The 26,370-nt window shown below is 68.0% G+C and carries 27 protein-coding genes; 6 read left to right on the top strand and 21 right to left on the bottom strand.

The features are described from left to right. Window positions 1-2: 2 nt before the first annotated feature. From CUR96_RS02635 to CUR96_RS02610, 6 genes are all read right to left on the bottom strand, one after another. The gene (locus CUR96_RS02635) at window positions 3-1,382 is read right to left on the bottom strand and encodes a multidrug effflux MFS transporter (RefSeq protein WP_180968911.1); all 1,380 of its coding nucleotides are present in this window, start codon (window positions 1,380-1,382) and stop codon (window positions 3-5) included. A gap of 195 nt (window positions 1,383-1,577) precedes the next feature. Further along, window positions 1,578-2,732 (bottom strand): cystathionine gamma-synthase, encoded by a 1,155-nt coding sequence (locus CUR96_RS02630; RefSeq protein WP_102191738.1) that lies wholly within the window; start codon window positions 2,730-2,732, stop codon window positions 1,578-1,580. Between the two features lie 64 nt (window positions 2,733-2,796). Continuing rightward, the gene (locus tag CUR96_RS02625; protein WP_102191737.1) at window positions 2,797-4,173 is read right to left on the bottom strand and encodes a cystathionine beta-synthase; all 1,377 of its coding nucleotides are present in this window, start codon (window positions 4,171-4,173) and stop codon (window positions 2,797-2,799) included. 90 nt (window positions 4,174-4,263) lie between these two features. After that, the gene (locus CUR96_RS02620; protein ID WP_102191736.1) at window positions 4,264-5,223 is read right to left on the bottom strand and encodes a carbohydrate ABC transporter permease; all 960 of its coding nucleotides are present in this window, start codon (window positions 5,221-5,223) and stop codon (window positions 4,264-4,266) included. Beyond that, window positions 5,220-6,359 carry a carbohydrate ABC transporter permease gene (locus tag CUR96_RS02615; RefSeq protein ID WP_102191735.1) on the bottom strand — a complete coding sequence of 380 codons (1,140 nt, stop codon included), beginning with the start codon at window positions 6,357-6,359 and terminating at the stop codon, window positions 5,220-5,222. The genes CUR96_RS02620 and CUR96_RS02615 overlap by 4 nt, the downstream gene beginning before the upstream one ends. 103 nt (window positions 6,360-6,462) lie before the next feature. Beyond that, on the bottom strand, window positions 6,463-7,782 hold the full coding sequence (locus CUR96_RS02610) for an ABC transporter substrate-binding protein (protein ID WP_102191734.1): 1,320 nt from the start codon (window positions 7,780-7,782) through the stop codon (window positions 6,463-6,465). 262 nt (window positions 7,783-8,044) lie between these two features. Here CUR96_RS02610 and CUR96_RS02605 point away from each other — a divergent pair, with 262 nt between their 5' ends. Continuing rightward, window positions 8,045-9,061 carry a LacI family DNA-binding transcriptional regulator gene (locus CUR96_RS02605; protein WP_102191733.1) on the top strand — a complete coding sequence of 339 codons (1,017 nt, stop codon included), beginning with the start codon at window positions 8,045-8,047 and terminating at the stop codon, window positions 9,059-9,061. A gap of 99 nt (window positions 9,062-9,160) precedes the next feature. Here the strand turns inward: CUR96_RS02605 and rplL are convergent, their stop codons facing one another. The 3 genes from rplL to CUR96_RS02590 all read right to left on the bottom strand — a co-directional run bounded on the left by rplL (window position 9,161) and on the right by CUR96_RS02590 (window position 12,128). Next, on the bottom strand, window positions 9,161-9,538 hold the full coding sequence (gene rplL / locus CUR96_RS02600) for a 50S ribosomal protein L7/L12 (RefSeq protein WP_102191732.1): 378 nt from the start codon (window positions 9,536-9,538) through the stop codon (window positions 9,161-9,163). Window positions 9,539-9,585: 47 nt separating this feature from the next. Continuing rightward, window positions 9,586-10,074 carry a 50S ribosomal protein L10 gene (gene rplJ / locus CUR96_RS02595; protein ID WP_102191731.1) on the bottom strand — a complete coding sequence of 163 codons (489 nt, stop codon included), beginning with the start codon at window positions 10,072-10,074 and terminating at the stop codon, window positions 9,586-9,588. A gap of 260 nt (window positions 10,075-10,334) precedes the next feature. Next, the gene (locus CUR96_RS02590) at window positions 10,335-12,128 is read right to left on the bottom strand and encodes a glycoside hydrolase family 15 protein (RefSeq protein ID WP_180968910.1); all 1,794 of its coding nucleotides are present in this window, start codon (window positions 12,126-12,128) and stop codon (window positions 10,335-10,337) included. 54 nt (window positions 12,129-12,182) lie between these two features. On the opposite strand from CUR96_RS02590, the gene CUR96_RS02585 reads away from it, so the two are divergent. Further along, window positions 12,183-13,547 carry a glucose-6-phosphate dehydrogenase gene (locus tag CUR96_RS02585; protein ID WP_102191795.1) on the top strand — a complete coding sequence of 455 codons (1,365 nt, stop codon included), beginning with the start codon at window positions 12,183-12,185 and terminating at the stop codon, window positions 13,545-13,547. Between the two features lie 143 nt (window positions 13,548-13,690). Here CUR96_RS02585 and CUR96_RS02580 read toward each other — a convergent pair whose 3' ends face one another. Next, window positions 13,691-14,668 carry a hypothetical protein gene (locus CUR96_RS02580; protein ID WP_102191730.1) on the bottom strand — a complete coding sequence of 326 codons (978 nt, stop codon included), beginning with the start codon at window positions 14,666-14,668 and terminating at the stop codon, window positions 13,691-13,693. 282 nt (window positions 14,669-14,950) lie between these two features. Here CUR96_RS02580 and CUR96_RS02575 point away from each other — a divergent pair, with 282 nt between their 5' ends. Further along, window positions 14,951-15,631 carry a YqaJ viral recombinase family protein gene (locus tag CUR96_RS02575; protein WP_102191729.1) on the top strand — a complete coding sequence of 227 codons (681 nt, stop codon included), beginning with the start codon at window positions 14,951-14,953 and terminating at the stop codon, window positions 15,629-15,631. Window positions 15,632-15,655: 24 nt separating this feature from the next. Here CUR96_RS02575 and CUR96_RS02570 read toward each other — a convergent pair whose 3' ends face one another. The 5 genes from CUR96_RS02570 to CUR96_RS02550 are packed head-to-tail and all read right to left on the bottom strand — an operon-like array spanning window position 15,656 to window position 18,656. Then, a complete protein-coding gene (locus CUR96_RS02570; RefSeq protein WP_102191728.1) occupies window positions 15,656-16,096 on the bottom strand; it encodes a hypothetical protein in 441 nt (146 codons plus the stop codon). After that, complete coding sequence (locus CUR96_RS02565) at window positions 16,093-16,743, bottom strand: hypothetical protein (protein WP_102191727.1); 651 nt, start codon at window positions 16,741-16,743, stop codon at window positions 16,093-16,095. Before CUR96_RS02565 ends, CUR96_RS02570 begins: the two co-directional genes overlap by 4 nt. Continuing rightward, window positions 16,740-17,345, bottom strand: a complete 606-nt coding sequence (locus CUR96_RS02560) for a signal peptidase I (protein WP_245861059.1) — start codon at window positions 17,343-17,345, stop codon at window positions 16,740-16,742. Before CUR96_RS02560 ends, CUR96_RS02565 begins: the two co-directional genes overlap by 4 nt. Window positions 17,346-17,395: 50 nt before the next feature. Next, window positions 17,396-18,013 carry a SipW-dependent-type signal peptide-containing protein gene (locus CUR96_RS02555; RefSeq protein WP_102191725.1) on the bottom strand — a complete coding sequence of 206 codons (618 nt, stop codon included), beginning with the start codon at window positions 18,011-18,013 and terminating at the stop codon, window positions 17,396-17,398. A 4-nt stretch (window positions 18,014-18,017) separates the two neighbouring features. Beyond that, window positions 18,018-18,656, bottom strand: a complete 639-nt coding sequence (locus CUR96_RS02550; RefSeq protein ID WP_102191724.1) for a SipW-dependent-type signal peptide-containing protein — start codon at window positions 18,654-18,656, stop codon at window positions 18,018-18,020. Window positions 18,657-18,935: 279 nt separating this feature from the next. Here CUR96_RS02550 and CUR96_RS02545 point away from each other — a divergent pair, with 279 nt between their 5' ends. After that, window positions 18,936-20,651 (top strand): MDR family MFS transporter, encoded by a 1,716-nt coding sequence (locus CUR96_RS02545; RefSeq protein ID WP_102191723.1) that lies wholly within the window; start codon window positions 18,936-18,938, stop codon window positions 20,649-20,651. Then, window positions 20,638-21,123, top strand: a complete 486-nt coding sequence (locus CUR96_RS02540) for a MarR family winged helix-turn-helix transcriptional regulator (RefSeq protein ID WP_102191722.1) — start codon at window positions 20,638-20,640, stop codon at window positions 21,121-21,123. The genes CUR96_RS02545 and CUR96_RS02540 overlap by 14 nt, the downstream gene beginning before the upstream one ends. Here the strand turns inward: CUR96_RS02540 and CUR96_RS02535 are convergent. Next, window positions 21,120-22,007 (bottom strand): LysR family transcriptional regulator ArgP, encoded by an 888-nt coding sequence (locus CUR96_RS02535; protein ID WP_102191721.1) that lies wholly within the window; start codon window positions 22,005-22,007, stop codon window positions 21,120-21,122. The two genes, CUR96_RS02540 and CUR96_RS02535, sit on opposite strands and share 4 nt — an antisense overlap. Before the next feature lie 71 nt (window positions 22,008-22,078). Between CUR96_RS02535 and lysE the strand changes: the two genes are divergently transcribed. Further along, complete coding sequence (gene lysE / locus CUR96_RS02530) at window positions 22,079-22,741, top strand: L-lysine exporter (protein ID WP_102191720.1); 663 nt, start codon at window positions 22,079-22,081, stop codon at window positions 22,739-22,741. 5 nt (window positions 22,742-22,746) lie between these two features. Here lysE and CUR96_RS02525 read toward each other — a convergent pair whose 3' ends face one another. The 5 genes from CUR96_RS02525 to rplK all read right to left on the bottom strand — a co-directional run bounded on the left by CUR96_RS02525 (window position 22,747) and on the right by rplK (window position 26,318). After that, window positions 22,747-23,520 (bottom strand): amino acid ABC transporter ATP-binding protein, encoded by a 774-nt coding sequence (locus tag CUR96_RS02525; RefSeq protein WP_102191794.1) that lies wholly within the window; start codon window positions 23,518-23,520, stop codon window positions 22,747-22,749. Next, window positions 23,516-24,178: an amino acid ABC transporter permease gene (locus CUR96_RS02520; RefSeq protein ID WP_102191719.1), complete on the bottom strand. Its 663-nt coding sequence runs from the start codon at window positions 24,176-24,178 to the stop codon at window positions 23,516-23,518. Before CUR96_RS02520 ends, CUR96_RS02525 begins: the two co-directional genes overlap by 5 nt. A gap of 3 nt (window positions 24,179-24,181) precedes the next feature. Next, window positions 24,182-25,003: a transporter substrate-binding domain-containing protein gene (locus tag CUR96_RS02515; RefSeq protein WP_102191718.1), complete on the bottom strand. Its 822-nt coding sequence runs from the start codon at window positions 25,001-25,003 to the stop codon at window positions 24,182-24,184. Window positions 25,004-25,185: 182 nt separating this feature from the next. Next, complete coding sequence (rplA, locus tag CUR96_RS02510; RefSeq protein ID WP_102191717.1) at window positions 25,186-25,875, bottom strand: 50S ribosomal protein L1; 690 nt, start codon at window positions 25,873-25,875, stop codon at window positions 25,186-25,188. Between the two features lie 11 nt (window positions 25,876-25,886). Beyond that, complete coding sequence (gene rplK / locus CUR96_RS02505) at window positions 25,887-26,318, bottom strand: 50S ribosomal protein L11 (RefSeq protein WP_102191716.1); 432 nt, start codon at window positions 26,316-26,318, stop codon at window positions 25,887-25,889. Window positions 26,319-26,370 lie beyond the last annotated feature (52 nt).

Here is a 26,370-nt window from a genome sequence, read left to right as displayed (position 1 = left end):
GATCAGGGAGTGAGCATCCCCACCGTGCGCGGGCGCACGATCAGCCACAGCGAGAGGACGCCGATCACGGCACAGCCGACCATGACGGAGGCCATCGTCGTCGCGGTGATGCCGGCATCGTGCGAGATCCAGCCGACGACCGGCGAGATGAAACCGGCGACGCCGAAGTTGCTCGCACCGATGATCGAGGCGGCGGTGCCCGCCGCCTTGCCGTGCCGGTCGAGCGCGAGCACCTGCACGTTGGGGAAGGTGAACCCGCAGGCGGTCATGAACACGAAGAGCGGGATGACCGTTCCCCACAGGCCCAGCCCGAGCTGATCGGTGACGATGATCGCCGCTCCCGCCGCCAGGAGCACGGCGGTCGAGTAGGCCATCACCCACTGCGGCCCGAAACGGGCGGCGAGCCGGGACGCGATCTGCACGCCGATGACCAGGCCGAGCGAGTTCGCGGCGAACAGGAGGCCGTACTGCTGCGGGTCGAGCTGGTGCGTCTGCTGGAACAGGAAGGGCGATGCCGAAAGGTAGGAGAACAGCCCGGAGAATGTCATCCCGCCGATGATCAGCACGCCGATGAACACACGATCGGAGAGGACGGAACGGTACCGCTGCAGCATCGTCGCACCGCCGCGCCCCGTGCGACGGGCTTTGGGAAGGGTCTCCGGGATGAACACGATCGCGGAGACCAGCATCACGGCGCCATAGACGGCGAGGAATCCGAAGATCCCGCGCCACGGCATCAGCGTCAGCAACCACGATCCGATCAACGGCGCCACCACCGGTGCCACACCGGACACCAGCGCGAGCCGCGACAGCATGACCACGAGCCGGCGTCCGCCGAAGAGATCGCGCACGATCGCCATCGCGACCACACCTCCGGCCGCGGCGCCGATGCCCATCAGCACGCGTGCCGCGCTGAGCAGCCCAAGATCCGGGGCGAATGCGGCGGCGACGCTGGCGAGCACGTGCAGCGCCGTGACCGCGATGAGGGGAACGCGGCGTCCCACCTTGTCGCTGAGCGGGCCGACCACGAGCTGCCCGACCGCGAAGCCGATCATCGTGCCGGTGAGGGTCAGCTGGATCGCGGCCGCCGTGGTGTCGAAGTCCTTCTCCAGCACCGGGAACGCCGGCAGGTACAGATCGATCGTGAACGGCCCGAGTGCGGTGAGCGCGCCGAGCAGGATGATGTAGAGCACTCGACGAGCAGTGGGGATCGAATCCCCCGGGTGCAGCATGATCGGCGCCGTGGCCGGGTTCGACCCCAGCGTGCGGATCGCGCCCGTCGGCGTGGAGGTGCGGATGCTGCCGGTCGAGGTGCGTTCGACCGCCGGGGTCGCGTTCGATCGGGGCGTCGGGGTGGAGTCAGTGCGCGGAGCGTCGGACACGACGGTCCTTCCGGAGTTCAGGGTGCGGGCATGCCGATTCGAATCGATTCGATCGGAAGAGAAGCATCCATCGTATCGTCCCCGCCGCCCGTCGCCGAAGCCCCCTGTCCACCGGAAGCGCGGTCGATACTCCGCTTCCAGGCCGGAAACGCATCCGGGCGGCCCCTCGAGGACGCGTTTCCGGCCACGCCACGTTCAGCGGGAGAGACGGGCCAGTCCCTGTTCCAGATCGGCAATCAGGTCGGCGACGTCCTCGATGCCGACCGACAGGCGCACGACGTTCTCCGGAACGGCGAGCGGGGTGCCGCGGACCGAGGCGTGCGTCATCTCCGACGGGTATCCGATCAGCGATTCGACGCCGCCGAGGGACTCCGCGAGCTGGAACAGCTCTGTCGATTCGGCGAAGGCGCGCGCGGCCGCTGCTCCGTCGGCGAGACCGAGCGACAGCATCCCGCCGAAGCCGCTCATCTGGCGGGCCGCGATGTCGTGACCGGGGTGCGAAGCGAGCCCCGGGAAGAACACCGTCTCGATCTCGGAGCGGGACTGCGCCCACTCGGCGATGGCCTGCGCGTTCTCGGAGTGCTGCCGCATCCGCAGTGCCAGGGTCTTGATGCCCCGGGTGGTGAGCCAGGCGTCCAGCGGAGCGGAGACGGCGCCGACGGCGAACTGCTGGAACTTCACCTGCTCGAAGAAGCGGTCGTCGCCGAACACCACGGCGCCGCCGAGCACGTCGGAGTGCCCGCCGAGGTACTTCGTGGTCGAGTGCACGACGAGGTCTGCTCCGAGCGCCAGTGGCTGCTGCAGTGCCGGGGAGGCGAAGGTGTTGTCGACGACCACGACGGCGCCGGCAGCGTGCGCGATCTCGGCGATCTGCTCGACGTCGACGATCTTGAGAAGGGGGTTGCTCGGAGTCTCCAGCCAGACGATCTTCGTCTGCGGACGGATCGCGGCGCGGAGGGCGTCGGTGTCGGCGAGCTCGACGGTGGTCGTCTCGATCCCCCACGGCGCGAGCACTCTCGTGAGCAGGCGGTACGTGCCGCCGTAGACGTCGTTGCCGAGCAGCACGTGGTCGCCCGGCTTCAGCAGACCACGCAGCAGGGCGTCTTCGGCGGCGAGCCCCGAGGCGAACGACAGCGCGGCGGTGCCGCCCTCGAGCGCGGCGAGCTGCGTCTCGAGCGACGAACGCGTCGGGTTGGCCGCCCGGTTGTACTCGTACCCGTTCCGGAGACCGCCGATGCCGTCCTGCACGAAGGTGGAGGTCTGGTAGATCGGGGGGATGATCGCCCCCGTCGTCGGGTCGAACTCCTGCCCTGCGTGGATGGCTCGGGTGGCGAAAGCGTGGTCGGACATGCCTCTCAGCCTACGTCCGCCTCGAAGGTCGCATCCGCCGCTGTTACGCCCGGCGACGGCTTCATCAGCGGGAGAGGTACGCGAGAAGATCCTGCCGGGTCAGCACCGTGTGCGGCTTGCCGGCTTCGGTCACGAGAAGCGCGTCGACATCGGCGAGCGCGGCCCGTGCCTGGGCGACGGGCGCATGGATGCCGATCAGCGGGAGCCGCTCCCCCACATGCGCGCCCACGGCGTCGGCAGGCGATGCCTCGCCGCGGAAGAGCAGATCCAGCAGCCCCTTCTCATCGACGGTCCCGACGACCTCGCCCATCATCACCGGTGGCTCGGCGCTGAGGACGACGAGCTGCGACACGTCGAACTCGGTCATCAATCCGATCGCCTCCAGCACCGTGTCGCTCGGGTGCGCATGGACCAGGTCGGGGATGCCGTGATCCTTCCGCGCCGGGCGAGCGGCCAGCACCTGAGCCACCGTCTCGCCCTCCTCGACCTCGCTGAAGCCGTACGAGCGCATCCAGCCGTCGTTGAAGATCTTGCTGAGATAACCGCGTCCGCCGTCGGGCAGGAGAACGACCACCACCGCTTCCGGCGGCAACTCTCGCGCGACTCGCAGCGCGCCGATCACGGCCATCCCGCTGGAACCGCCGACGAGGATCCCCTCTTCGCGGGCCAGCCGACGCGTCATCGCGAAGGCGTCGGCGTCGCTCACCGCGACGATCTCGTGCGGCACGCTCGGATCGTACGCGCCGGGCCAGATGTCCTCGCCGACGCCTTCCACGAGATACGGGCGACCGGTACCGCCGCTGTAGACGCTGCCCTCGGGATCGACGCCGACGATGCGCACCCGGCCGTCCGAGACCTCGCGGAGGTAGCGGCCGGTTCCGGTGATGGTGCCGCCGGTGCCGACGCCCGCGACGAAATGTGTGATCCCGCCGTCGGTGTCGCGCCAGATCTCGGGCCCGGTGGTCTCGTAGTGGCTCCGCGGCCCGTTCGGGTTCTCGTACTGGTTCGGCTTGAAGGCGCCGGGGATCTCGCGGGCGAGGCGATCGCTCACGCTGTAATACGACTCGGGACTTTCGGCGGGAACGGAGGTCGGGGTCACCACGACCTCGGCGCCGTACGCCCGGAGCACGTCGATCTTGTCCTCGCCGACCTTGTCGGGGAGCACGAAGACGCACTTGTAACCGCGCTGCTGGGCGACCAGCGCGAGCCCGACGCCGGTGTTGCCGCTGGTCGGCTCGACGATGGTGCCGCCCGGCTTCAGCTCGCCCGATGCCTCTGCCGCGTCGATGATCCGCGTCGCGATGCGGTCCTTCGCCGAGCCGCCGGGATTGAGGTACTCGAGCTTGACGAGAACCGTGCACGCGACGCCCTCGGTGACGTGCTGCAGCTTCACGAGGGGCGTGTCGCCGACCAGGTCGACGATGGACTCTGCGTACTTCATGGTTTCAGCGTACGGGGGCGGATGCTGCGGGTGGGGCTGTGTTGCGCCCCGCCGCGGCCTCCGCCCCCGTTCACTGTCTCCGGGAAACGGTCAGCCCTTGGTCGACCCCGCCAGAAGGCCCCGGACGAAGTATCGCTGGAGCGAGAAGAACACGATCAGCGGAACGATGATCGACACGAAGGCGCCTGCCGTGAGGAGGTACCAGCCCTCGCCTCGTCCGGTGATCTCGGCGAGCACCTTGGTGATCGGAGACGCGGCTCCGTCGGCGAACACCAGCGCGACGATCAGGTCGTTCCAGACCCACAGGAACTGGAAGATCGCGACCGATGCGATGGCGGGCATCGTGAGCGGCAGCACCACGCGGAAGAAGATCTGCCCGCGCGAGGCGCCGTCGACCCGAGCCGCCTCGATGATCTCGCCGGGGATCTCCGACATGAAGTTGTGCAGCAGGTAGATCGCGAGCGGCAGCGCGAACATGGTGTGGGCGATCCAGACCTGCGCGTAACCGCCGGCGACGTCCAGACCCAGCGTGACCTGGACACCGAACAGGTTGATACCCCGGGAGAACGACGACAGCAGCGGCACCAGCGCCATCTGGATCGGCACGATCTGCAGCGCGAACACGAAGATGAACAGCGCGTTGCGTCCCTTGAACTCGATCCACGAGAACGCGTACGCGGCCATCGCCGCGATCATCAGCGGGATGATCGTGGCGGGGATCGTGATCACGATCGAGTTGAAGAAGGATTCCAGGATCGTCAGCTGCGTGGTGCCGGACTGCAGCACGGCCGAATAGTTGTCGAGGGTCAGCTGCGGGTTGGTGAAGACCGTCCACCAGCCGGTGGTCTCGATCGCGTCCCTGTTGCGGAACGACGAGATGAACAGCCCGACTGTCGGGATGGTCCACACCACGGCGATGACGATCGAGGCGACGGTCGCCCAGGGGCGGCTGAGGCGCTTGCGCGCGCGTCCGGCGGATGCTTCGAACCGGCCGCCGGTCGTGATCGACCTCGTGCTCTGGCCGGCGTCTGACTTCATCGTGTCGGTCATCGGATCTCCCGCTGCTTCTTGATCTGGCGCGCGTTGTAGATCACGATCGGCAGCACCAGGATGAACAGGATGACGGAGAGCGCAGCACTGCGTCCCGCCTCGAATTTGGAGAACTGGGTGTACATCTCGTTCGCGAGCACCGATGTCCCGTAGTTTCCGCCGGTCATCGTGCGGACGATGTCGAAGACCTTCAGCGAGGCGATCGAGATCGTGGTCAGCACCACGATGAGCGCCGGCCGGATCGACGGGATCGTCACCGACCAGAAGCGCTCCCAGGCGTTCGCACCGTCGAGTTCGGCTGCTTCCAGCAGCTCGGCCGGGACGCCCTTGATGGATGCGGAGAGCACCACCATCGCGAAACCGGTCTGCACCCAGATCAGCACCACGATGAGAGCGAGGTTGTTCCACGGCCCGTTCAGCAGGAACTGCTGCGGCTCTCCGCCGAACCAGACCAGGATCTGATTGAGAAGGCCGATCTGCTCGAACTCGGGACCGCGGTAGGCGTACACGAAACGCCAGATGATGCTCGCGCCCACGAACGAGATCGCCATGGGCATGAAGACCAGGAGCTTGTAGATCTTCTCGCCGCGGGTCTTGTCGATGAAGACCGCGTAGGCGAGGCCGATCAGCGTCGAGAGCGTCGGGACCAGCAGCACCCAGACGATCGTGTTCACGACCGAGCTGACGCCATCGGATTGCGTGAAGATCCAGAGATAGTTCGAGAAGCCGACGAAGTCATTGCCGGTCGAGTTCCAGAACGACGCGTACACGGTCTGGATAGACGGCAGGATCAGGCCGGCCAGGAGGAGCAGCATCGCCGGGGCCATGAAGGCGACCAGCTGGATCAGGTACCCCGCGCCGTCGCGAGATCGGTAATCCAGGAAGAAGAACAGCGCTCCGACTGCGACCGCGACGCCCATCGCCCAGTAGAAGGAGTTGAAGAACCACATCACCGCGAGCGGGATGAGCAGGCACATCGCGAGACGGATGCCGGTGTAGAGGGCGCCCTTGCGCGGCGCGATGTCGACGAGAAGCAGGATCGCCACCACGACCACCGCGAATGCGATGACCACGGCGACGGCCTGGAGGATCGGCGGGAGCTCCCCGATCCATTGGAAGAACACAGTCGCGTTCACGGATTCCCCTTCATGAGACGGAGCTGATCAGCAGTCCGCGCGACCATGCGCGGACCGGTGTGAGAAAGGAGGGCCGCCCGTCGGGGCGGCCCTCCTCATCCGATCAGCTGGACGGCCAGCCGGTCTGGATCTGCGTGAGGACCTCGTCCGTGGAGGTCCCGTTGATCCAGGCGACCATGCCCTTCCAGAAGGTGCCGGAGCCGACGGCGCCGGGCATCTGGTCGGAGCCGTCGAAGCGGAACGTCACCGAGTCGTCCTGCAGCAGCTTGATCGACTCCTGCAGAATCGGGTTCTCGACGGCGTCGACGTCGACGCCCTTGTTCGCCGAGGTCACGCCGCCCAGAGCGAGACGGCTGTCCGCCCACTCGGGGCTGGACAGGTACTCGAGCACCTTCTGCGTCGCCTCGTCCTCGCTGAACGCGCCGACGATCTCGCCACCGCCGGTGATGAACATCTCGTCCTCGCTCTTGCTCGGCAGCAGGAACGCCCAGACGTCTCCGTCCTCGGCGATGTTCGTGCCCTCGGGGAAGAAGCCCGACAGGAACGACGCCTGGTGCGTCAGCGCGCACTCGCCGCTGGCCACCTTGGGTGCCACGTCGCCGAACGCGGTCGAGTTGATCGAGCGAACGTCGCCGAAGCCGCCGTTGACGTACTCCGGGTTCAGCAGCAGCTTGCCGGTCTCATCGAAGGCCGCCTTGATCTGCGGGTCGGTGAAGGGAATCTCGTTCTTGACCCACTGGTCGTAGACGTCGGCGCCGGCATTGCGGAGCACGAGGTCCTCGATCCAGTCCGTGCCCGGCCAGCCGGTCGCGACACCCGACTCGAAGCCCGCGCACCACGGTGCGGCGCCGCTCTTCTCCTTGATGGTCTGGGTGAGCGTGAGCAGCTCTTCCCAGCTCGTCGGCTCCTCGACGCCCCACTCGGCGAACTTCGTCGGCGAGTACCAGACCCAGCCCTTGACGCTCGCCATCAGCGGTGCACCGTAGAAGGTGCCGTCATAGGTGCCGAAGTCGACCCAGCCCTGGGTCCAGCCCTCTTCGGCGTTCTTCTTGACCGCATCAGGAGCCGGCTTCAGCAGGTCGCGCGAGGCGTAGTCGGCGAACAGACCCGGCTGCGGGAAGATCGCGATGTCGGGCGGGTTGCCGCCCTGTGCGCGGGTGCCGAGCTGCGTCTCGAAGTCCTGGCTGCCCTCGTACTTGATCTCGATGTCGTTCTCCTTCTCGAAGTCCGCCCAGGACTCCGCAAGAAGATCGGCCTCTCCCTCGACGATCGTTCCGTAGATCGTGACGGTGTTGTCGCCACCGCCGCCGTCACCGCCGCCGTCCGGCGCGCCGCCGGGAGCACCGCATCCGGCGAGCGCGATGCCCGCGACCCCCAACAGGGCGAGCGGTGCGAGCCGCCGTGAACGCTGTGACAGAGCCATGTGAATTCTCCTCTTCGAGTACGCGGTCCCGCTTCCTCCGACGCCACCCCCGGCGTCGTTCGGGAACCGATTCCAGGCCAACCTACTTGTCTTCCGCTCCCCGGCACAATAAGCAACGGTCACAAGCGCGCAACCATTCGACGCTCTCGGCGATCGGTGCCCCTTTGTCATTGTGGAACCGGTTCCCCTCCGCGTACCCTGAGGAACCGACGCTCGTGCGCTGCTGCACGGTCGTCGAGCACGGCGAGGTCGAGGAGGACCGATGAGCACGATCGCGGACGTCGCGGCGCGTGCCGGCGTCTCCAAGGCGACGGCCAGCCGCGCCCTCACGGGGCGGGGCTACGTGTCCGAGGCGACGCGCTCCCGGGTGGCCGCTGCGGCGCGGGACCTCTCCTACGTCGCGCACTCCTCGGCGACGAGCCTCGCCACCGGGCGCACCCAGACCATCGGCGTCGTCCTGCCGTCGATCGAGCGCTGGTTCTTCGCCGAACTGCTGTCCGGCATCCAGGAGTCACTTCTCTCGCTGGATTACGATCTCGCCCTCTACGGCTTCGGCGAGGATTCCGGCCAGCGCGCGCGCCTGTTCGAGAGCGTCCTGCCGCGCAAGCGATTCGACGGGCTCATCCTCGCGGGCATCCAGCCCGGCCCTCACGAGCTCGAACGCGTGCAGCGCGCGGACCATCCGCTGGTGACGGTCGGCCCGCCCGTCGCGGGGGCGAGTTCGGTGTCGATCGACGATTCCGCGGCGGCACGCATCGCGACCGAGCATCTGATCGAGCTCGGGCATACCAGGATCGCCCTCGTGGGCACCACCGCCGAGACCGCAACCCGCAGTTTCGTCGATTCGCGCCGCGTCGACGGCTATCGAGATGCGATGTCCTCCGCCGGACTCGGCGCGCAGGTGCGGATCGCTGACGGTGCAGGTGTGGGAACCGGCAGCATGCCGGACGGGTACGGGGCGGCTGCCGAGCTCCTCGGAGACCGCCGCGACCGGCCGAGCGCGATCGTCGGCATCTGCGACGAAGCGGCGATCGGGGCGATCATCGCCTCGCGGCGCCTCGGGATCTCGGTGCCGGCAGAACTGAGCGTCGTGGGCATCGACGACCACCAGCACGCCGAGATGTTCGCACTGACCACGATCCGTCAGCGGCCACGCGATCAGGGCGGCGAGGCCGTCCGCCTGCTGCAGCAGCGCATCGAGGACCCAGCCGCTCCGGTCGAGCACGTGGTGGCGGCATCCGCTCTCGTGGTGCGCAACTCCACCGCCCCTGTGCGCTGAGCAGGCCCGGACGCACGAAAGCCCCGAGCGTGAACTCGGGGCTTTCGAAAGCGTTCCAGATGCCGGGTCGAGGCGCGCTGCGCTTCGACCCGGACCGGATTACTTGAGGGTGACGGTGGCGCCGGCGGCCTCGAGGGCCTCCTTCGCCTTCTCGGCAGCTTCCTTGGTCGCGCCTTCGAGGACGGCCTTCGGCGCGCCGTCGACGACAGCCTTGGCCTCGCCGAGGCCCAGCGAGGTGAGCTCGCGGACCGTCTTGATGACCTGGATCTTCTTGTCGCCAGCAGCCTCGAGGACGACGTCGAAGGAGTCCTTCTCCTCGACCTCTTCAGCAGCAGCGCCGCCTGCGCCGGCAACGGCGACGGGGGCAGCAGCGGTGACCTCGAACTTCTCCTCGAACGCCTTCACGAAGTCGTTGAGCTCGACAAGGGTCAGGCCAGCGAACTGCTCGAGCAGCTCCTCGGTGGTGAGCTTCGCCATGATGTATCTCCTAATAGATGGGGTTTGTGAAAAAGATCGCCGGTCGCTTACGCGGCCTGTGCGGTCTCCAGCTTTTCGCGAAGCGCGTCGATGGTGGCCGCAGCCTTGCCCATCGTCGCCTTCATCATGCCCGCAGCCTTCGCCAGCAGAACCTCACGGCTCTCGAGCGCGGCGTACTTGTTGACCTCGTCGGCAGTGAGGGCGTTGCCCTCGAAGATGCCGGACTTGATCACGAGAAGCGGGTTCGCCTTGGCGAAGTCACGCAGAGCCTTGGCGGTGGCGACGAAGTCACCGTGCACGAATGCGACGGCGGACGGACCCTTGAGGTCGTCATCCAGCGCACTGATCCCCGCGTTGTTCGCGGCGATCTTGGTCAGCGTGTTCTTCACCACGGCGTACTCGGCGTCCTGACGGATGCTGTTACGCAGCTGCTTGAGCTGGGCAACCGTCAGACCGCGGTACTCGGTCAGCAGGACGGCGTTCGAGTTCTCGAATGACTTCGTGAGCTCGGCGACCGATGCATCCTTCTGCGCCATGGTCACTCCTTGGTGTCTACGAGGCGCCTCACGGTGGTGAGGCACCGACCTCGACCAGGACTGCAATGAAAAAAGCCCCGGCGCAAGCGCACGGAGCTTTGAAAGTTCGTGACACCTGCGCGGGCCCCTGCATTGCAGAGCTTCAATCCTCCTGCGCTTGCGCGCACGACGATGACCAGCGGTCTTCGGTTGGTCCCAGCGTACCTCACGCCCCGGTACCGGACAAATCGCGCAGGGCGCTCGATGACCCGCGCGTTCCGTCAGCGCCGGTCGGCCGCCCGCCCGGCATGCCCGGCGAGAGCATCCGCGGCACGGATGAGGGTGAGGTGCGAGAGCGCCTGAGGCGTGTTGCCGGCATGGCGGCCTGACGCGACGTCGTACTCCTCCGAGAGCAGCCCGACATCGTTGCTCAGCGCCACCAGCCTCGACATCAGCTCCACGGCGTCGTCGATGCGTCCGCTGCCCGCGTACTGCTCCACGAGCCAGAAGCTGCAGGCGAGGAACGGATGCTCACCACCGGGGAGACCGTCCAGACCGGTTTCCGTGCGGTAGCGCAGCAGGAAGCCGTCTCGCAGCAGCGTCTTCTCCATCTGCGCGACCGTTCGGAGCATCCGCGGATCATCGGCTGCGCAATAACCCACCTGGGGCAGCACGAGCAACGAGGCATCCACCTCACGCGAACCGTAGTGCTGAACGAAGCAGCCGAGTTCGGGATCGACGCCGCGCTCGTCGATCTCGCGACGCAGAGCATCACGGACCTCTTCCCAGTGCGCGGCGTCGCCGGGGAGTCCGTGTTCTCGGACGGCGCGCACGCCCCGATCGAGGGCCGCCCACATCATGACGCGAGAATGCGTGAACCACTGAGGTTCGCCGCGGATCTCCCATATGCCGTTGTCCGGCCGATCAATCTCGTCGATGACGTTCCCGATGAGCGCGCGCTGCAGCGGCCAGGAGAAATCCCCTTCCTCGAGTCCCGCCATCCGCGCCGCCTCCAGGGCCACCAGAACCTCGCCGATGACGTCGCCCTGATACTGTTCGACGGCGCCGTTGCCGATCCGCACCGGCCCCGCATTCTCGTAGCCGGGCAGGCTCGTCAGCTCCCGCTCCACGAGATCCCGCTCACCGGCGATGCCGTACATGATCTGCACCTCGGCCGGCTCACCCGCGATCGCGCGCAGCAGCCAGCGTCGCCAGTGATGCGCCTCGACGAGGAAGCCGTGCGAAATCAGCACCTCGAGAGTGAGGGCGGTGTCGCGCAGCCATACGAACCGGTAGTCCCAGTTGCGCGACCCGCCGAACTCCTCCGGCAGCGACGTGGTCGCAGCCGCGACGATGCCCCCGGTGTCCTTGTTGGTCAGCGCCCGCAGCACGAGCAGGGAGCGGACCACCTCGTCGCGGTGCGGGCCGTCGTGCTCGATGCCGCTGGCCCATCCCTGCCACCACGAGCGCGTGTGCGCGACGGCGGCCTCCACGTCGAGCGGATGCGGTGGATGCTCGTGGGAGGGGAACCGGCTCAGCACGAGGTCACGGGTGTCGCCGGGCTGGACGGTCAGCGTCGCACGATGCACGTGATCCTCGGCGACGAACGCCGCTCCGCGGACGATCACCGCCTCGGGCCCCGCCGTCGCATGCAGCGCCGGCATCTCGGGCGTGCCGACCTGGCGCACCCACGGCAGCGTCCGCGCGTAGTCGAAATGCATCCGCAGTTCGGTACCGAACTCGACGCGGCCGGACACGCCCACCACACGCCGCACGACGTCGGTGCGGGTCTGATGGAGGGGCATGAACTCGTGCACCTCGGCGATCCCGTCGGCTGTCTCCCAGCGCGTGACGAGGATGAAGGTGTCGGAGATGTAGCGCCGCTGCGACGCGGCATCCGGATCGCTCGGCCGCAGACTCCAGCGCCCGTGAGTCTCATCGCCCAGCAGCGCGCCGAAGAGCGAAGGCGAGTCGAAGCGCGGCAGGCACAGCCAGTCGATGTCGCCTTCTCGCGACACCAGCGCTCCTGTGCGGCAGTCGCTCAGGAGTGCGTAATCCTCGATGGGGGAAGGCATCGCACCGATTCTCGCATCCTCAACTGTCCGATGAAACCGGGCTACGGTGGTCGCATGACCGATGCGACCACGCTGGTGATCTTCGGGGTCTCCGGTGACCTCACTTCCCGTCTGCTGCTTCCGGCGCTCGGCCAGCTGCTCGCGCACGAGCCGTCGCGCCGGGTGCGGCTGATCGGCGCCGATCGTGAGGACTGGACCGATCGCGACCTCGAGGAACTCGTGCGTACGGCGTTCGCGACGGCGGGTGCCGAGGCGGCGGCATCCCGGGTGGATGCCTCGTACCGGCGCACCGACATCACCCGCGCCGAGGATCTGAGCGCCCTGCTGGCGGAGTGCACCGGACAGGTGGCGCTGTACTTCGCCGTGCCGCCCAGCGTCACCACCGCCGCGTTCCAGGCGCTCACCGCGCAGATGATCCCCGACGGCGCGGTGCTGGTCCTGGAGAAGCCGTTCGGCGTCGACGAGGAGAGTGCGCGCACCCTGAACCGGACTCTCGCCGGCCTGGTGTCCGAGAGCCAGGTGTTCCGGGTGGATCACTTCCTCGGCCGGTCGACGACCTTGAACCTGCTCGGCGCCCGATTCGCCAATCGCCTGCTCGAACCGCTGTGGTCGGCCGAGAGCATCGAGTCGATCGACATCGTCTACGACGAGCAGCTCGGGCTGGAGGGACGCGCCGGGTACTACGACTCGGCCGGAGCGATGGTCGACATGATCCAGAGCCATCTGCTGCAGGTGCTGGCGGTGCTCGCGATGGAGCAGCCGGCCACCCTCGGCGAAGTCGACTTCCGCGCGACGACCAGTGCCGTGCTGCGCGCGACCTCCATCTGGGCCGATGACCCGGCTGCCTCGTCCCGCCGCGCCCGGTACACCGCCGGCACCGTCGCGGGCATCGACAAGCCGTCGTATGTCGATGAGCCAGGAGTGGATCCAACCCGAGGCACCGAGACGCTCGCCGAGGCGACGTTCGAAGTGCGGAACGCGCGGTGGTCCGGCGTGCCCTTCACCCTTCGCTCCGGAAAGGCGATCGGTGATCCGGCGCGGGAGATCGTCGTCCGCTTCCGTCCGGTCCGGCATGTCCCCGTCGGACTCACCGGGTCGGCCGCGGGAGCGGTGCTGCGCTTCTCGCTCGGCCCCGATCGGATTTCACTCGAACTGAACGTCAACGGCGCCGATGATCCCTTCGAGCTGGAGCGGACGACGCTCTCCGCCGACCTCGGCGAGGGGGCGCTGAAGGCCTACGCCGAGGTGCTGTCCGGTGTTCTCGACGGCGACCCGATGCTCGCAGTGCGCGGAGACGCCGCCGAGGAGAGCTGGCGGATCGTCGAACCGATCCGGCAGGCGTGGAAGCGGGGCGATGTGCCTCTGGAAGAGTACCCCGCCGGCTCCCCCGGCCCAGAGGGCTGGGCCGCGCTGAGCTGACGCGCTGCCTCCCGGGCCCGGCGGCGGCACGGGGTCCTGTCGAGTGGACGGGATGCTGCCGAGTGGACGGGAAATTCACGTGAACAACCCGTGCACTCAGCGCGAAGCCGTGCACTCGGCGTGGACTTGATGGTCCTGAAGGCTCAAGGAGCGGCGATGCTGAACGACGCCAGCCTGGCCGCCAATCGCGATGCAGTCGCGATGTGCTCGAAGCCCCACCGCGCCAGCCGCCGCTGCGTGCGCCCCCGTATCCAGTCTTCGCGCTGCTTCTCCTCGAGCAGGACCTGCTCGATGCGCTTCCCGGACCTCAGTGACTCATCGAGGTACTTGCTCTCCCCATCGAATTCGCCGTAGCTCTCGACGTCGTCGAGTCCGAAGTCCACGAAGTACTGCTTTCCGTTCGGCCCCTCGATCGGTACTTGCAATTCCGGCTTCGCGAAGCCCAGTCTGTGCAACTGCAGCCGGCTGACGCTCTCGCCCGGCAGCTGCGCTCGACCATCGGCGAACTCACTCACCCATCGTGCCCGACGAATTCCGCGCGCTCCGGATGCCTCTGCCAGGCGCTCGCTCATTGCACGACGCCAGGACGTCACCGCATCCAGGTCCCACTCCCATTGCCGTTCGGCCATCTGTCGTTCCGCGGCATCCGCGAGGACGACCGCTGCCTCCAGGGGAAGAACGCGGATGAGATCGAAGACGGTGCGTGCCAGGCTCGTGCAGCGGATACCGTCGATGATGCCGATGTCACCTGCGCGCAGCGGCGCCACATGACGACGCACATCCCGTGCGCTCGAGATGCGGACCGGAGCATCCGTTGTCATGTGCACACGTACGAGTCCTATCCGGTACAGCGGGAGCCGCCACAGCACGGCGGCCGAGGTGTGCGACATGACGGCATTCCCGCTGGCGTCCCGTGCGACGGCGATGACGTGCGCCCGGTGTCGCTCCTCGGGCCAGAGCCCGTCGCGCTCCGCTGCGAGGATGTACCACCCGCGCCGGATGTGGAACAGCTCGCCCCTGTGCACGGCATCGGCGATGGACCGATCCGTCCATCCGTTCAGCATGAGGTCGCGGCGGGAACGGACCAGATGCTCCAGCTGCGGTTCCGTGTCGGTGAGCATCCTTCATGGTGATCCTGCGCCGTGGGTGCCGAGCGTCGAGATCCCGCGTTCGGTGGAGAGAGCCTGCGATCGACCGATCGTGCAGACCAAGACGAAACGAGCACGGGGATCGGCCAGTGCACGGGATCGCGCCGAGCGCACGGGACGTTCACGTGAGCAACCCGTGCTCTCGGCACGCAACCGTGCACTCGGCAGGGGTGCGGATGGGCAGGAGCCCGGCCGAGTGGAGCGGGACGGCGTGGGAGGAGACTCAGCGTCGGCGGGCCGGGTTAGTCTCGAGAGGTGACCCCGGAACTCGCTGCGCGTATCGTCGCGGACTCCCGCGACCGGGTGGCGTGGATGCGGGCACGATCGCGGGGGATCACGGCGACGGATGTCGCGGGCCTCACCGGAGAGAAGTCGATCATCCGCGCGGCGGACGCCAAGCTGGGCGGCGGTCCTCGCTTCGGTGGCAACGCCTACACGGACCACGGCCGGCGCCGGGAGCCGGAGATCGCCAGCTGGGTCGCCGCGACCCACGGCATCCTGCCCTCGTCCGCACTGTTCCGTGCCGAGGTCGAGCACCGGCATCTCGCCACCCCCGACGGCATCGCCGTGGATGCCACAGGCCGCGTGCAGCTCGCCGAGATCAAGACCACCAACAAGGCGTGGCGCGGCATCCCCCGCACCTACCTCCGTCAGATCTGGTGGCAGCAGCACGTGCTCGGCGCCGAGCGGACGCTGTTCGTGTGGGAGGAGCACGTGGACTTCTCGCCGATTCACGAAGAGCCCAAGTGCGTCTGGATCGACCGCGATGATCGCGAGATCGCGAAGCTCGTCGGACTCGCCACCGACCTCATCGACGAGCTCTACCGCCGCACCACAGGCCAGCAGGCCCCGTCACGGCCGGTGGATGCAGTCGCGAGTCGCCGTTCGGAACTCCGCGAGCGCGACGCCTTCCGCGCGCTGGCCCTGGCCGATTGAACGGACCGCGGCGTCAGGAGAACCTCACAGCAATCCGCATGTTCCCACCAACCCCAGCAGAACGGTGTAGGTGAGAGCATTCGATCGTGCGGACGTCCAGGTGGTGGATCCGAAATTGCGTATCGCCTCCACCTGGAAGGTGCCTCCGGTCACAGCACCTGTGAGGTTACGGGTCGTCACGTCTGCGCCGACGGTGGCGCTGGTGCCGGCACCCGAACCGTAACGCACGACATATCCGGTGGCACCCGACACCGCGGTCCAGGACACACGGACCGAGCCGAGCCCGAGCAGTCCGCAGGAGGCGACCGGCGCGGGGATCGTCATTGCTGACAACGTCGCCGTCGCGTACTCCGAGTCCGTGAAAGCCGCATCCGTCATCTGCGCGGACGGCGCCGCACCCACGCCGATGAGAAGGGACACGCCGATGACCCCGGCGAGCAGACGATTCCTCCGCCGGGCGCTCATGTCCCGCCTCCGTCAGCCGGATCACGAGCGTCGTCGCGGCCTCGGCGGCGAAGGATCAGCAGCAGGCCACCGAGCACGACGAGCGCGGCCCCACCGGCGAGGATCCAGGGCACGGCCGGCGAGAGTCCGGTCGTGGCAAGCCCGCCGCCCGGCCCCACGACCGCGCTCTCCCCCGCTCCCGTTGCGTGCACGCGAACCTGAGTGCTCCCGAGCGCATCGTCACCCGCGAGCGCGATGGTCAGCCGGATGTGCGCGACGTCGGTGTCGGCGATGTCCGTCAGATGCACCTCGTCACCGTCGCGCGGGATGCTCCACGCTGCGTGCACGACGGTCGCGCCGCCGGGGCATCCTCCCGGTTCCCACTCACGCATGCAGATCGAGACGTCGACGGCGAGAGCCGCGTCGCCGGTCGCGCTGACCCCGATGCCCACGGTGCCGGGGTCCGGTGCGGCGGCGCTGACAGCGACATCCCACTGCACCCGCTGCCCGGGAACCAGGCTCGAAGCGGCATCCCAGTCGGCGGTCGAGACCAGACGCAGCACCTGCCCCTGCACGACCTGAGTCGTCGGGTCCGCGGCTGCCGGTGCCGCCCCGAGCAGCGCCCCCGCAAGCACCAGGGCGGCGATGATCCGCACCGAGCGCCTCATGAATCCACCTCCGGCGTTCCGGTGCGCCGTAGCTCCCGGGACTCGCGCGACTCCCGAGGCCAGAACGCCCACACCACGAGCAGAGCGGCGGCAACGGTGATGCCGCCGAGCACGAAGGGGTTGCCCATCGCCACGATGACGGTGGCGATCCCCGGAATCGAGAACAGCACGATGCGCACCGAGGTCACCGCGTACGGATACGGATCGTCGGAGGCGTTCGCGTCGCCGCGCATCGTGATGACCCGCTCCGCCTCGCTCGCGCCGGCCACGACCGACGTGACGCGGTGCGTCACCGGCAGGTCGTCTTCTCGATCGACGGTCACGACATCGCCGACTTCGATCGCGGATGCCGGGATCTTCTGCACGATGGCCACGGACCCGGCCGGGATCGTCGGCGACATCGAGCCGGTGCGGAACATGATGAGGGTGATGTTCGCGGTGAAGGCGAGGATGACCAGCGCGATGCAGACCACGCCGGCCGCAGCGGCGATCCACAGCAGGATGTCGGCGATCGCGTGACCGAGACCACGTCGACGTGCCGGCGGACCGGAGACGGGCGCGCCGATCGGCGCCGCCTGCTCGCGCAGGCTTCGCCTCGTCATCGGCGCGCTCATCGATTCCCCCTCGAGGTTCTCGCCATCGGTCCCCGGCGCTACGAGGACGTCCCCAGGATCTGCCAGGTCTGCGACATCGTCAGGCTCTGCGCGGCGTTGGACGCCGTGGTCGGCAGGGTCACGGCGAAGCAGTAATTGACCTGCGCTGCGCCGTTCGCGGCCACGGGCTGGGTGCCGGAAGCTCCCGCCGTCAACGCCGACCCCGCTGCCACGACGACCGTTCCCGTGGAATAGGTCGTCGCGTCGCATACCGCCGTCGCCACCGTGCGCACCCCGTATGTGAGGTGGGCAGCGAGACCGGTGCCACCCGGAGTCCCGGCGCTCAGGAGCAGGTTGCCCGCGACTGACGGGTTGACCGTCTTCACGCTGAACAGCGCGTAGGTCGTGTTCCCCGGTGCCATCGCCGTCGGCGGGAGCTGGAAGTTCAGCCCCGCCGCCGCGCCCGCTGTGGCATGGCCGGAGAAATTCGCGCCGTCGGTCGCGCCGACGATGTCGAACTTCCCCGCGGTGAATGTCGCAGTGCTGTACTCGGAGTCGTTCCAGGCCGCGAGCGTCGCGGCTGCGCCCACCCCGAGCACGAGTCCACCCGCGAGGATGGCCCGTATCCGGCGGGAGCGCAACCGCCTCGCCTCCCGCATGCCTCTGCGGGTCGACACGCGATCAGCTCGTCGAGGTCGCCGTGAACTGCCACGTCGCCGTGGCGGCCTCGCCCTGCGTCAGGCCGGCTCCCGCGGTGACCTCGAAGCAGAGCTGCACAGGCGCTCCCGCGTCGGTCACCGGTGCGCCGTTGGCGAGGTTCTCGGTGACTCCCGCGGTGAACGCGCTCAGGGTCGCCCCCGACGCGAGCACGTCTGCGCCGGCGATGCCGTCGGCATCACACGTCGCGGCGGCGTCGATCGAGTACACGGTGTAGGAGAGGTTCTCCGCGTTCGAGGATGCGTCCGCGGATGCCGTCACCCCGGCCGCGTCGAGCGTCGCGTCTGTGGTGGTGTCGGCAGCCAGTCGCACCCAGAATGGCGCGTAGACGATGTCTCCCGGTGCCATGTTGCTCGCCACAGCCGGGAGCTGGAACACGAGGGTGGCCGCGGCGTCCGGCGGAGTCGCCTCGGTGTTGTGGCTCGCGTAGCCGCTGGCGGCGCTCGTCGTCGAGCCTTCCAGGTCGAACGCGCCGGCGGTGAACGTGCCGGTCGCGAATTCGGAGTCGTTCCATGCGGCGAGTGTCACCGCGGCGCCGACGCCGAGCACGAGCCCGCCCGCCAGAATCGCCAGAACCTTGCGCTGATTTGCCTTCGTTGCCATGTCAGTCTTCCCCCCTCAGGGATTTTGGGTTGTGCGCGAATGCCATCGCGACCTTCCCCAGCGGCCGACACCATGCATTTCTCTCATCATCGTTGAACGCCACTTCAACCACAACCGGGCAACGTCACGATCGGGTACCCGGTATCCCGGCTGCTGACACGCAGTCGCGGGCGAAGTAGTTGACGAAGGTCAACCATCGGCGTATAGTTGATCTTCGTCAACTTTCTCGTGCGCGCCAGTGCTGTCGCAGCATCCACACTCCACTGCGAAAGGTCGCCCATGACCACCGACTCCCCCGTTCGGATGACCCACCGTCAGGTGCTCGAGGCCCTCACCGGCCTCCTTCTCGGCATGTTCGTCTCGATGATCGCGGCCACCGTGGTCTCCACCTCGATGCCGGTCATCGTCCACGACCTCGGCGGCGACCAGGCCGCCTACACCTGGGTGATCACCGCCACGCTGCTGACCACGGCGATCTCGACGCCCATCTGGGGCAAGCTCGCCGACCTCTTCAACCGCAAGCTGCTCATCCAGATCGCCCTGGTGCTGTTCGTCGTCGCGACGGCCGCCGCCGGCTTCGCTCAGGACACGAGCACCCTCATCGCGTTCCGCGCGGTACAGGGTCTCGGTGCCGGCGGACTCGCCGCCCTCAGCCAGGTGATCATGGCCGACATCATCAGCCCCCGCGAGCGCGGCCGGTACATGGGCCTGTTCGGCGCCGTGATGGCCGTCGCCACCGTCGGCGGTCCGCTGCTCGGCGGCTGGATCACCGACACAGCGGGGTGGCGCTGGAACTTCTTCGTCGCGCTGCCCTTCGCGGTCGCCGCTCTGATCCTCCTGCAGAAGACGCTGCACATCACCGCGCAGCAGGCGCGCAAGGTGTCGATCGACTACGTCGGCATCGTGCTGCTGTCCGCGGCCGTCTCGCTGCTGCTCATCTGGATCACGAACGCCGGATCCAACTTCGACTGGTGGGGCGTGGAGACGATCCTGATGCTCGGTGGCGTCGTGCTCGCCACCGTCGCTTTCATCATCGTCGAGCTGAAGGTGCGCGAACCCCTGATCCCGCTCTCGCTGTTCCGCAACCGCACCTTCACCCTCTCGGTGCTCGCCTCCATCTCGATCGGCATCGCGATGTTCGGCACCTCGGTGTACCTCGCGCAGTACATGCAGCTGTCTCGCGGAGCCTCTCCCACTGAGGCGGGCCTGATGACTCTGCCCATGATGGCAGGACTCCTCATCGCCTCTATGCTCGTCGGACAGCTCGTCACCCGCTACGGGCGTTGGAAGGGCTACCTGATCCTCGGCGCCGTTCTCCTGCTCGCCGGCACCGCGCTGCTGTCGACGCTGCACTACGACACGGACTTCGTGCTGGTCTCGGTCTACATGTTCCTCACCGGAGCAGGCCTGGGCATGACGATGCAGAACCTCGTGCTCATCGTGCAGAACACCGCCAACCCCTCGGAGATGGGCGTCGCCAGCTCCGGCGTCACCTTCTTCCGCAGCCTCGGCGGCACCATCGGCGTCTCGGTGATGGGGGCAGTGGTGGCGAACACCATCACGACCCTGTTCGCCGACGGCAAGGACCGGCTCGCGACCGCGATCGCCGGCCTGGGTGAACAGGGCGCGGCGGTGGCCGCGGAACTCGCCAGCGGCACCATCCCCGAGGTACGCCTGCTTCCCGATTCGGTGCGCGTCATCGTCGAGGACTTCTACGCGCAGGGCATCTCGCAGGCTTTCCTCATCGGCGTCCCGCTCGCCGTGCTGAGCCTCATCGCGATCCTCTTCCTGCCGAACGTGCCGCTCACGAAGATGACGACGAGCGAGCGAGCCGAAGCGGATGCCGCAGGTCACGTCGTCGACGATGCCGCCGAGGTGGCGCTCGCCGATGCGACAGCGCTGTCGGGTGCCACGGGCAACGTCTCTGTCGTGACCGGCTCGACCGCCGGATCGGACGGAAAGCCCGAGGGCGGGGCCGGCGATGTCCGCAGCTGAGGTCACCGGCGACGAGTCGCCCGAGGCGCGGGCCGCCGCGGTGCGCGCGCTCGAATCGGAGTTCGGTGAGCTGATCTCCCGCATCCGCCGGATCATCATGGAGAACGCGAACCGGGTGAGCCCCGGCATGCTCCCCGGCGCCTACAAGACGCTCACCACGATCGCTCGCTGCGAGCAGGTCACCGTGTCGGCTCTCGCGGAGCGGATGCTGGTGGACAAGAGCCAGGCCAGCCGGATGGTCCGCGAACTCGAGGAACTCGGGCTGATCGAGCGCTCGGCCGACCCCAGCGACGGCCGGTCGTCCCTGCTGCGCGTCACTCCGCTCGGCACCGAACGGCTGGCCGCCGCGCGGCTGCCGCAGGAGGGGATGCTGATGCAGACCCTCGAGGAGTGGAGCCTGACCGACATCGACAGCCTCACCCGGCTGCTCCACGCCCTCGCGACCGGGGCGACGCCCGGTCGAGAAGCCTAGCCCGCTGCCGACCGCGAGCGCAGCACCCGCCGCGCCTCTGCCGCGATCTCGGCCGCGATGGTGTCGAGCAGCTCGGAACGCAGGTTCCACTGCTGCCAGAAGAGCCTGATCCTCAGCGTCGGTCCGCCGAGTTCGACCAGCCCGTCCGGCTGCTGCGGCAGCGGCAGCATCCCCCAGCCGAGCCCCAGCCCGACGGCGAGCGCGTAGTCGTGAGACGCCGGGACGTAGTGCCGCGGAACCCCCTGCTGCGGCACGCCCTGGGCGCGGAGCCATTCGTGCTGCAAGGTGTCGCGCCGGTCGAAGTCGACGAAGGGCGCGACGGCGAGAGCCTCGCGCGAGACTCCGTCACGGAACCACCGATCCGCGAACACCTTCGTCGCCATCGCCCGATACTCCAGCACGCCCAGCGGCGACACCGAGCACCCGGCGACCGGGGTCTCCTCGCTGGTCACGGCGGCCATCACCGTGCCGGACTCGAGCAGGCGTGCTGTGAAGTCCTGGTCGTCGCGATGCAGATCGAAGTCGAGGTCGTGGCTCTCGGCGAGGCGCGCGAGCGGCGGCAGAAACCAGGTCGCCATCGAGTCCGCGTTGACCGCGAGACGGATGCTGATGCGCTGCGTGCCGCCCTCGGCATCCATTCCGGCGAGCGCATCGCGCTCGAGCAGCGCGATCTGGCGGGCGAGGCGAACGACCGCCTCCCCCGCTTCGGTCAGTCGCGCCGGCTTCGAGCGCACCACGAGCACGCGGCCCAGTTGCTGCTCCAGCGCCTTCAACCGCTGGCTCACGGCGGATGGCGTGATCTGCAGCCGGCGGGCGGCCGCATCCAGCGTACCCTCGTCGACGACGGCCGCGACGGTGGCAGCCAGCTCCGGGTCGATCCTCACATAAGCAATGCTAATGCCGCGAAAGGAATCTTCGCTGGTGCTGGTGCTTATGCCGTTCCTACTGTGGGAGCATGCTCTCGCTCCTCGCCGGCCTCGGACTCGGCCTCTCCCTGATCGTCGCCATCGGCGCCCAGAACGTCTTCGTGCTCCGCCAAGGCATCCGCCGGGAGCACGTCCTCGCCGTGGTCGCGATCTGCGCACTGTCGGATGCCGTGCTCATCATCGCCGGCGTCGCGGGCCTCGGCTTCGTCATCTCGGCCGCCCCCTGGCTCGTGGTCATCGCGCGCTGGGCGGGCGCGCTGTTCCTGCTCGGATACGGCCTGCTCGCTGCACGGCGCGCGTGGAAGGGCGGGGATGACGCACTGCAGGTCGAGACCGGGAACTCCCCCGGTTCCGAGCACCCCGCATCCGGCAGCACCTCCACCCTGACTGCCACGCGCCTCGCTCCGGTGATCCTCACCGTGCTCGCGCTGACCTGGCTCAACCCGCACGTCTACCTCGACACGGTCCTCATGCTCGGCTCGATCTCGGCGACCCACGGCGAGGACCGCTGGCTGTTCGCCGCCGGAGCCGTCACCGCGAGCATCCTCTGGTTCACCGCGCTCGGCTTCGGTGCGCGCTATCTCGGCCGGTGGCTGCGCACCCCGCGCTCCTGGCGCATCCTCGATGCGGTCATCGCCGTGATCATGATCGTCCTGGCAATCAGCCTCGTGCTTCCGGTGCTGAACCCCTGAAGCGCTCAGATCCCGTCGAGCGGGCGCATGATCCTGGTCAGGAACCGCTGGGTGCGCTCATGCTGCGGAGCGCTGAAGAGGCGCTCAGGCGGGCCCTCCTCGACGACGACGCCGGCATCCATGAACAGCACGTGATCGGCCGCCTCCCTGGCGAAGCTCAGCTCGTGCGTGACGACGGCCATCGTCCATCCCTCGTCGGCGAGCTCCTTGATGACGAGCAGCACCTCTCCGACGAGCTCGGGGTCGAGCGCGCTTGTCGGCTCGTCGAACAGCAGCAGATCAGGCTTCAGCGCCAGAGCCCGCACGATGCCGACGCGCTGCTGCTGACCACCGGAGAGCTGATGGGGCCGAGCGCCCTCCTTGTCGGCCAGGCCGACGCGTGCCAGGAGAGCCCGCGCCTCGGCGACGACCTCGTCCTTCGGACGGCCATGCACCCGCCACGGACCCTCGATGACGTTCTCGATCACGGTGAGGTGCGGGAAGAGGTTGTGATGCTGGAACACCATCGCCGAGCGATCCCGCAGTGCGAAGCGCTGCTTCGGCGACGGCCGGGTCGAGAAGTCGATCTCCGGGCCGCCCTGCACGACGATCTCGCCGGCATCCGGAGTCTCGAGTCCGTTCAGCGAGCGCAGCACCGTGGTCTTGCCCGAGCCGCTGGGCCCGATGAGGACCACGACCTCGCCGCGGTGAAGCGTGAGGTCGATACCGCGCAGCACCTCGTGTTCGCCGAAGCTCTTGCGCAGACCGCGTGCTGTGAGCAGCGCCTCGGCGGGTTCAATTCGCGACACGGCTGTCCAACCTCTTCTCGAGGGCGCTCTGCCCGGTCGACAGCACCAGGCAGAACACCCAGTAGACGAGCGCTGCCGTCAGATAGATCACCATGAACTGGTACGTCGACGCCGCGATCTGCTGCGACACCTTGAACAGCTCGGTCACCAGGATCAGCGAGGCGAGCGAGGTGTCCTTCACGAGCGAGATGAACGTGTTCGACAGCGGCGGCACCGACACCCGCGCCGCCTGCGGCAGGATGACGCGCGTCAGCGTGCGGGTACGGCCCATCCCGACCGTGTACGCCGCCTCCCACTGCCCCTGGGGGACCGACAGGATGGAAGCGCGGATCACTTCGGCGGCGTAGCCGCCCACATTCAGGGAGAAGGCGATGATCGCGCAGGGCCACGGGTCGATCGTGACGCCGATCGACGGCAGGCCGTAGAAGATCACGAACAGCTGCACGAGCAGCGGCGTGCCCCGGATGATCGAGATGTAGACGCGTGCGATCCCCGAGACGACCGAGTGCGTCGAGATGCGCATCAGCGCGATCCCGAGTGCGATCAGCAGGCCCAGCGCGAACGAGCTCAACGCCAGCGGTATCGTGCCGACCAGCCCGGCGAGGGCGATCGGTCCGACCGAGGCGAGGAACAGCTCCCAGGGATCCACCGGTTACTCGGTGACGTCGGCGCCGAAGTACTTGTCGCTGATCTCGGCGAGGGTGCCGTCGGCGCGCAGCTCCTCGAGCGCGGCATCGACGGCGTCGACGAGGGACTGCTTGTCCTTCGTGAACACGAATGCCTGCTGGCCGGCGTCCTCGGTCTCGGCGGCGATCTTCAGCCCGGTCGGCCCGTCGGTCTTCTCGTAGTCGAGGAAGGTGAGCTTGTCGTTGATGGTGGCGTCGACGCGCCCCTGCTTGAGGAGGGCGACGGCCTGCGCCCAGCCTTCGACGGGCTCGACCGTGGCACCGGACTCGGTCGCGAGCTCGTTCCAGTTGCTGGTGAGCGACTGCGCGGTGGTCTTGCCCGCGAGGTCGTCGAAGGACGAGATCGAGTCGTCGTCCTCGGCCACCACGATCACGCCGGGAGACACCGTGTACGGCGAGCTGAAGAGGTACTCGGCCTCGCGCTCGTCGTTGATGGTGACCTGGTTCGCGATGACGTCGAAGCGCTTGGCGTCGAGGCCCGCGAAGATCGCGTCCCACTGCGTCTCCTGGAACTCGACCTCGAGGTCGAGCTTCTCGGCGACGGCCTGGATGATCTCGACGTCGTAGCCGGTGAGGTCGCCGGTGCCGCCGTCGGCGTGGAAGCTGAACGGGCGGTACGTGCCCTCCGTAGCGACCGTGAGGACGCCGTCCTTGACGAGGGCGAAGTCGGAGGCCGTGGAGCTGTCGCCGCTGCCACCGGTCTCCTCGGGAGCGCTGCCGCCGCTGCACGCGGTGAGGGCGGCTGCGGTGAGGACGAGAGCGGTGACGGCGATGAGTCGACGGGACATGGGCGAACCCTCCTGGGGTGCGATGTGCGCGGATGCTGTGGCGCGCGGTGATCGGGTGGAACTCACTCAGCGTACGCGCGCACAGCCGAGACACGATATCGGATGACGTCGGATTGCGACCGAGACGTGCCCCGGACGCGGAAATGCCCCCGCCGAAGCGGGGGCATTTCTGTGAGTCAGACTCAGATGGCGTTGACGTCCAGCGGGATGCCGGGGCCGAACGTGGTCGACACCGCACCCTTCTGGATGTAGCGGCCCTTCGAGCTCGACGGCTTGAGGCGGACGATCTCCTCGAGCGCTGCGCCGATGTTCTCGTTCAGCTGCTCGGCGGAGAAGGAGGCCTTGCCCACGACGAAGTGCACGTTGGCGTGCTTGTCGACGCGGAACTCGATCTTTCCGCCCTTGATCTCCTCGACGGCCTTGGCCGGGTTCGGGGTCACGGTGCCGGTCTTCGGGTTCGGCATCAGGCCGCGCGGACCCAGGACCTTTCCGAGACGACCGACCTGGCCCATGAGCTCCGGAGTGGAGACCGCGGCGTCGAAGTTGGTCCAGCCTGCGGCGACCTTCTCGATGAGCTCGGCGCCGCCGACCTCATCAGCACCTGCGGCGATCGCTGCCTCGGCCGCGGGGCCGGTGGCGAACACGATGACGCGGGCGGTCTTGCCGGTGCCGTGGGGCAGGATGACGGTGCCGCGCACCATCTGATCCGCCTTGCGGGGGTCGACGGCCAGCTTCAGCGCGACCTCGACGGTCGAGTCGAACTTCGCCGAGCCGGTCTCCTTCGCCAGGGCGACGGCCTCAGCGGGAGTGTAGAAACGGTCTGCCTCGATCTTCTCGGCGGCAGCCTTGTAAGCCTTGGACTTGGTAGCCATGATTATTCTCCTCAGCCCTCGACCGTGATGCCCATGGAACGAGCGGTGCCGGCGATGATCTTCGAGGCGGCCTCGATGTCGTTCGCGTTCAGATCGGCCTGCTTGGTCTCGGCGATCTGGCGGACCTGCTCCTTGGTGATCTTCGCCACCTTGACGGTGTGCGGGGTGGCCGATCCCTTGGGGACGCCGGCTGCCTTCTTGATGAGCTCCGCCGCGGGCGGGGTCTTCAGGACGAACGTGAAGCTGCGGTCCTCGTAGACGGTGATCTCCACGGGGATGACGTTGCCGCGCTGCGACTCGGTCGCGGCGTTGTACGCCTTGCAGAACTCCATGATGTTGACGCCGTGCTGACCGAGCGCGGGCCCGATCGGCGGCGCCGGGTTGGCTGCACCGGCGTTGATCTGAAGCTTGATCAGGCCGGTCACCTTCTTCTTCGGTGCCATTCTCTTTCCTTTCGTCGAATCGGATGCCGGAGCATCCGTTTCTCCCGCGAAT

This window comes from Microbacterium aurantiacum, assembly GCF_002872075.1.
GTDB lineage: Bacteria > Actinomycetota > Actinomycetes > Actinomycetales > Microbacteriaceae > Microbacterium > Microbacterium aurantiacum_A.
The sequence above is the reverse complement of the archived record's forward strand: the minus strand, read 5'-3'. Positions and strand labels throughout refer to the sequence as shown.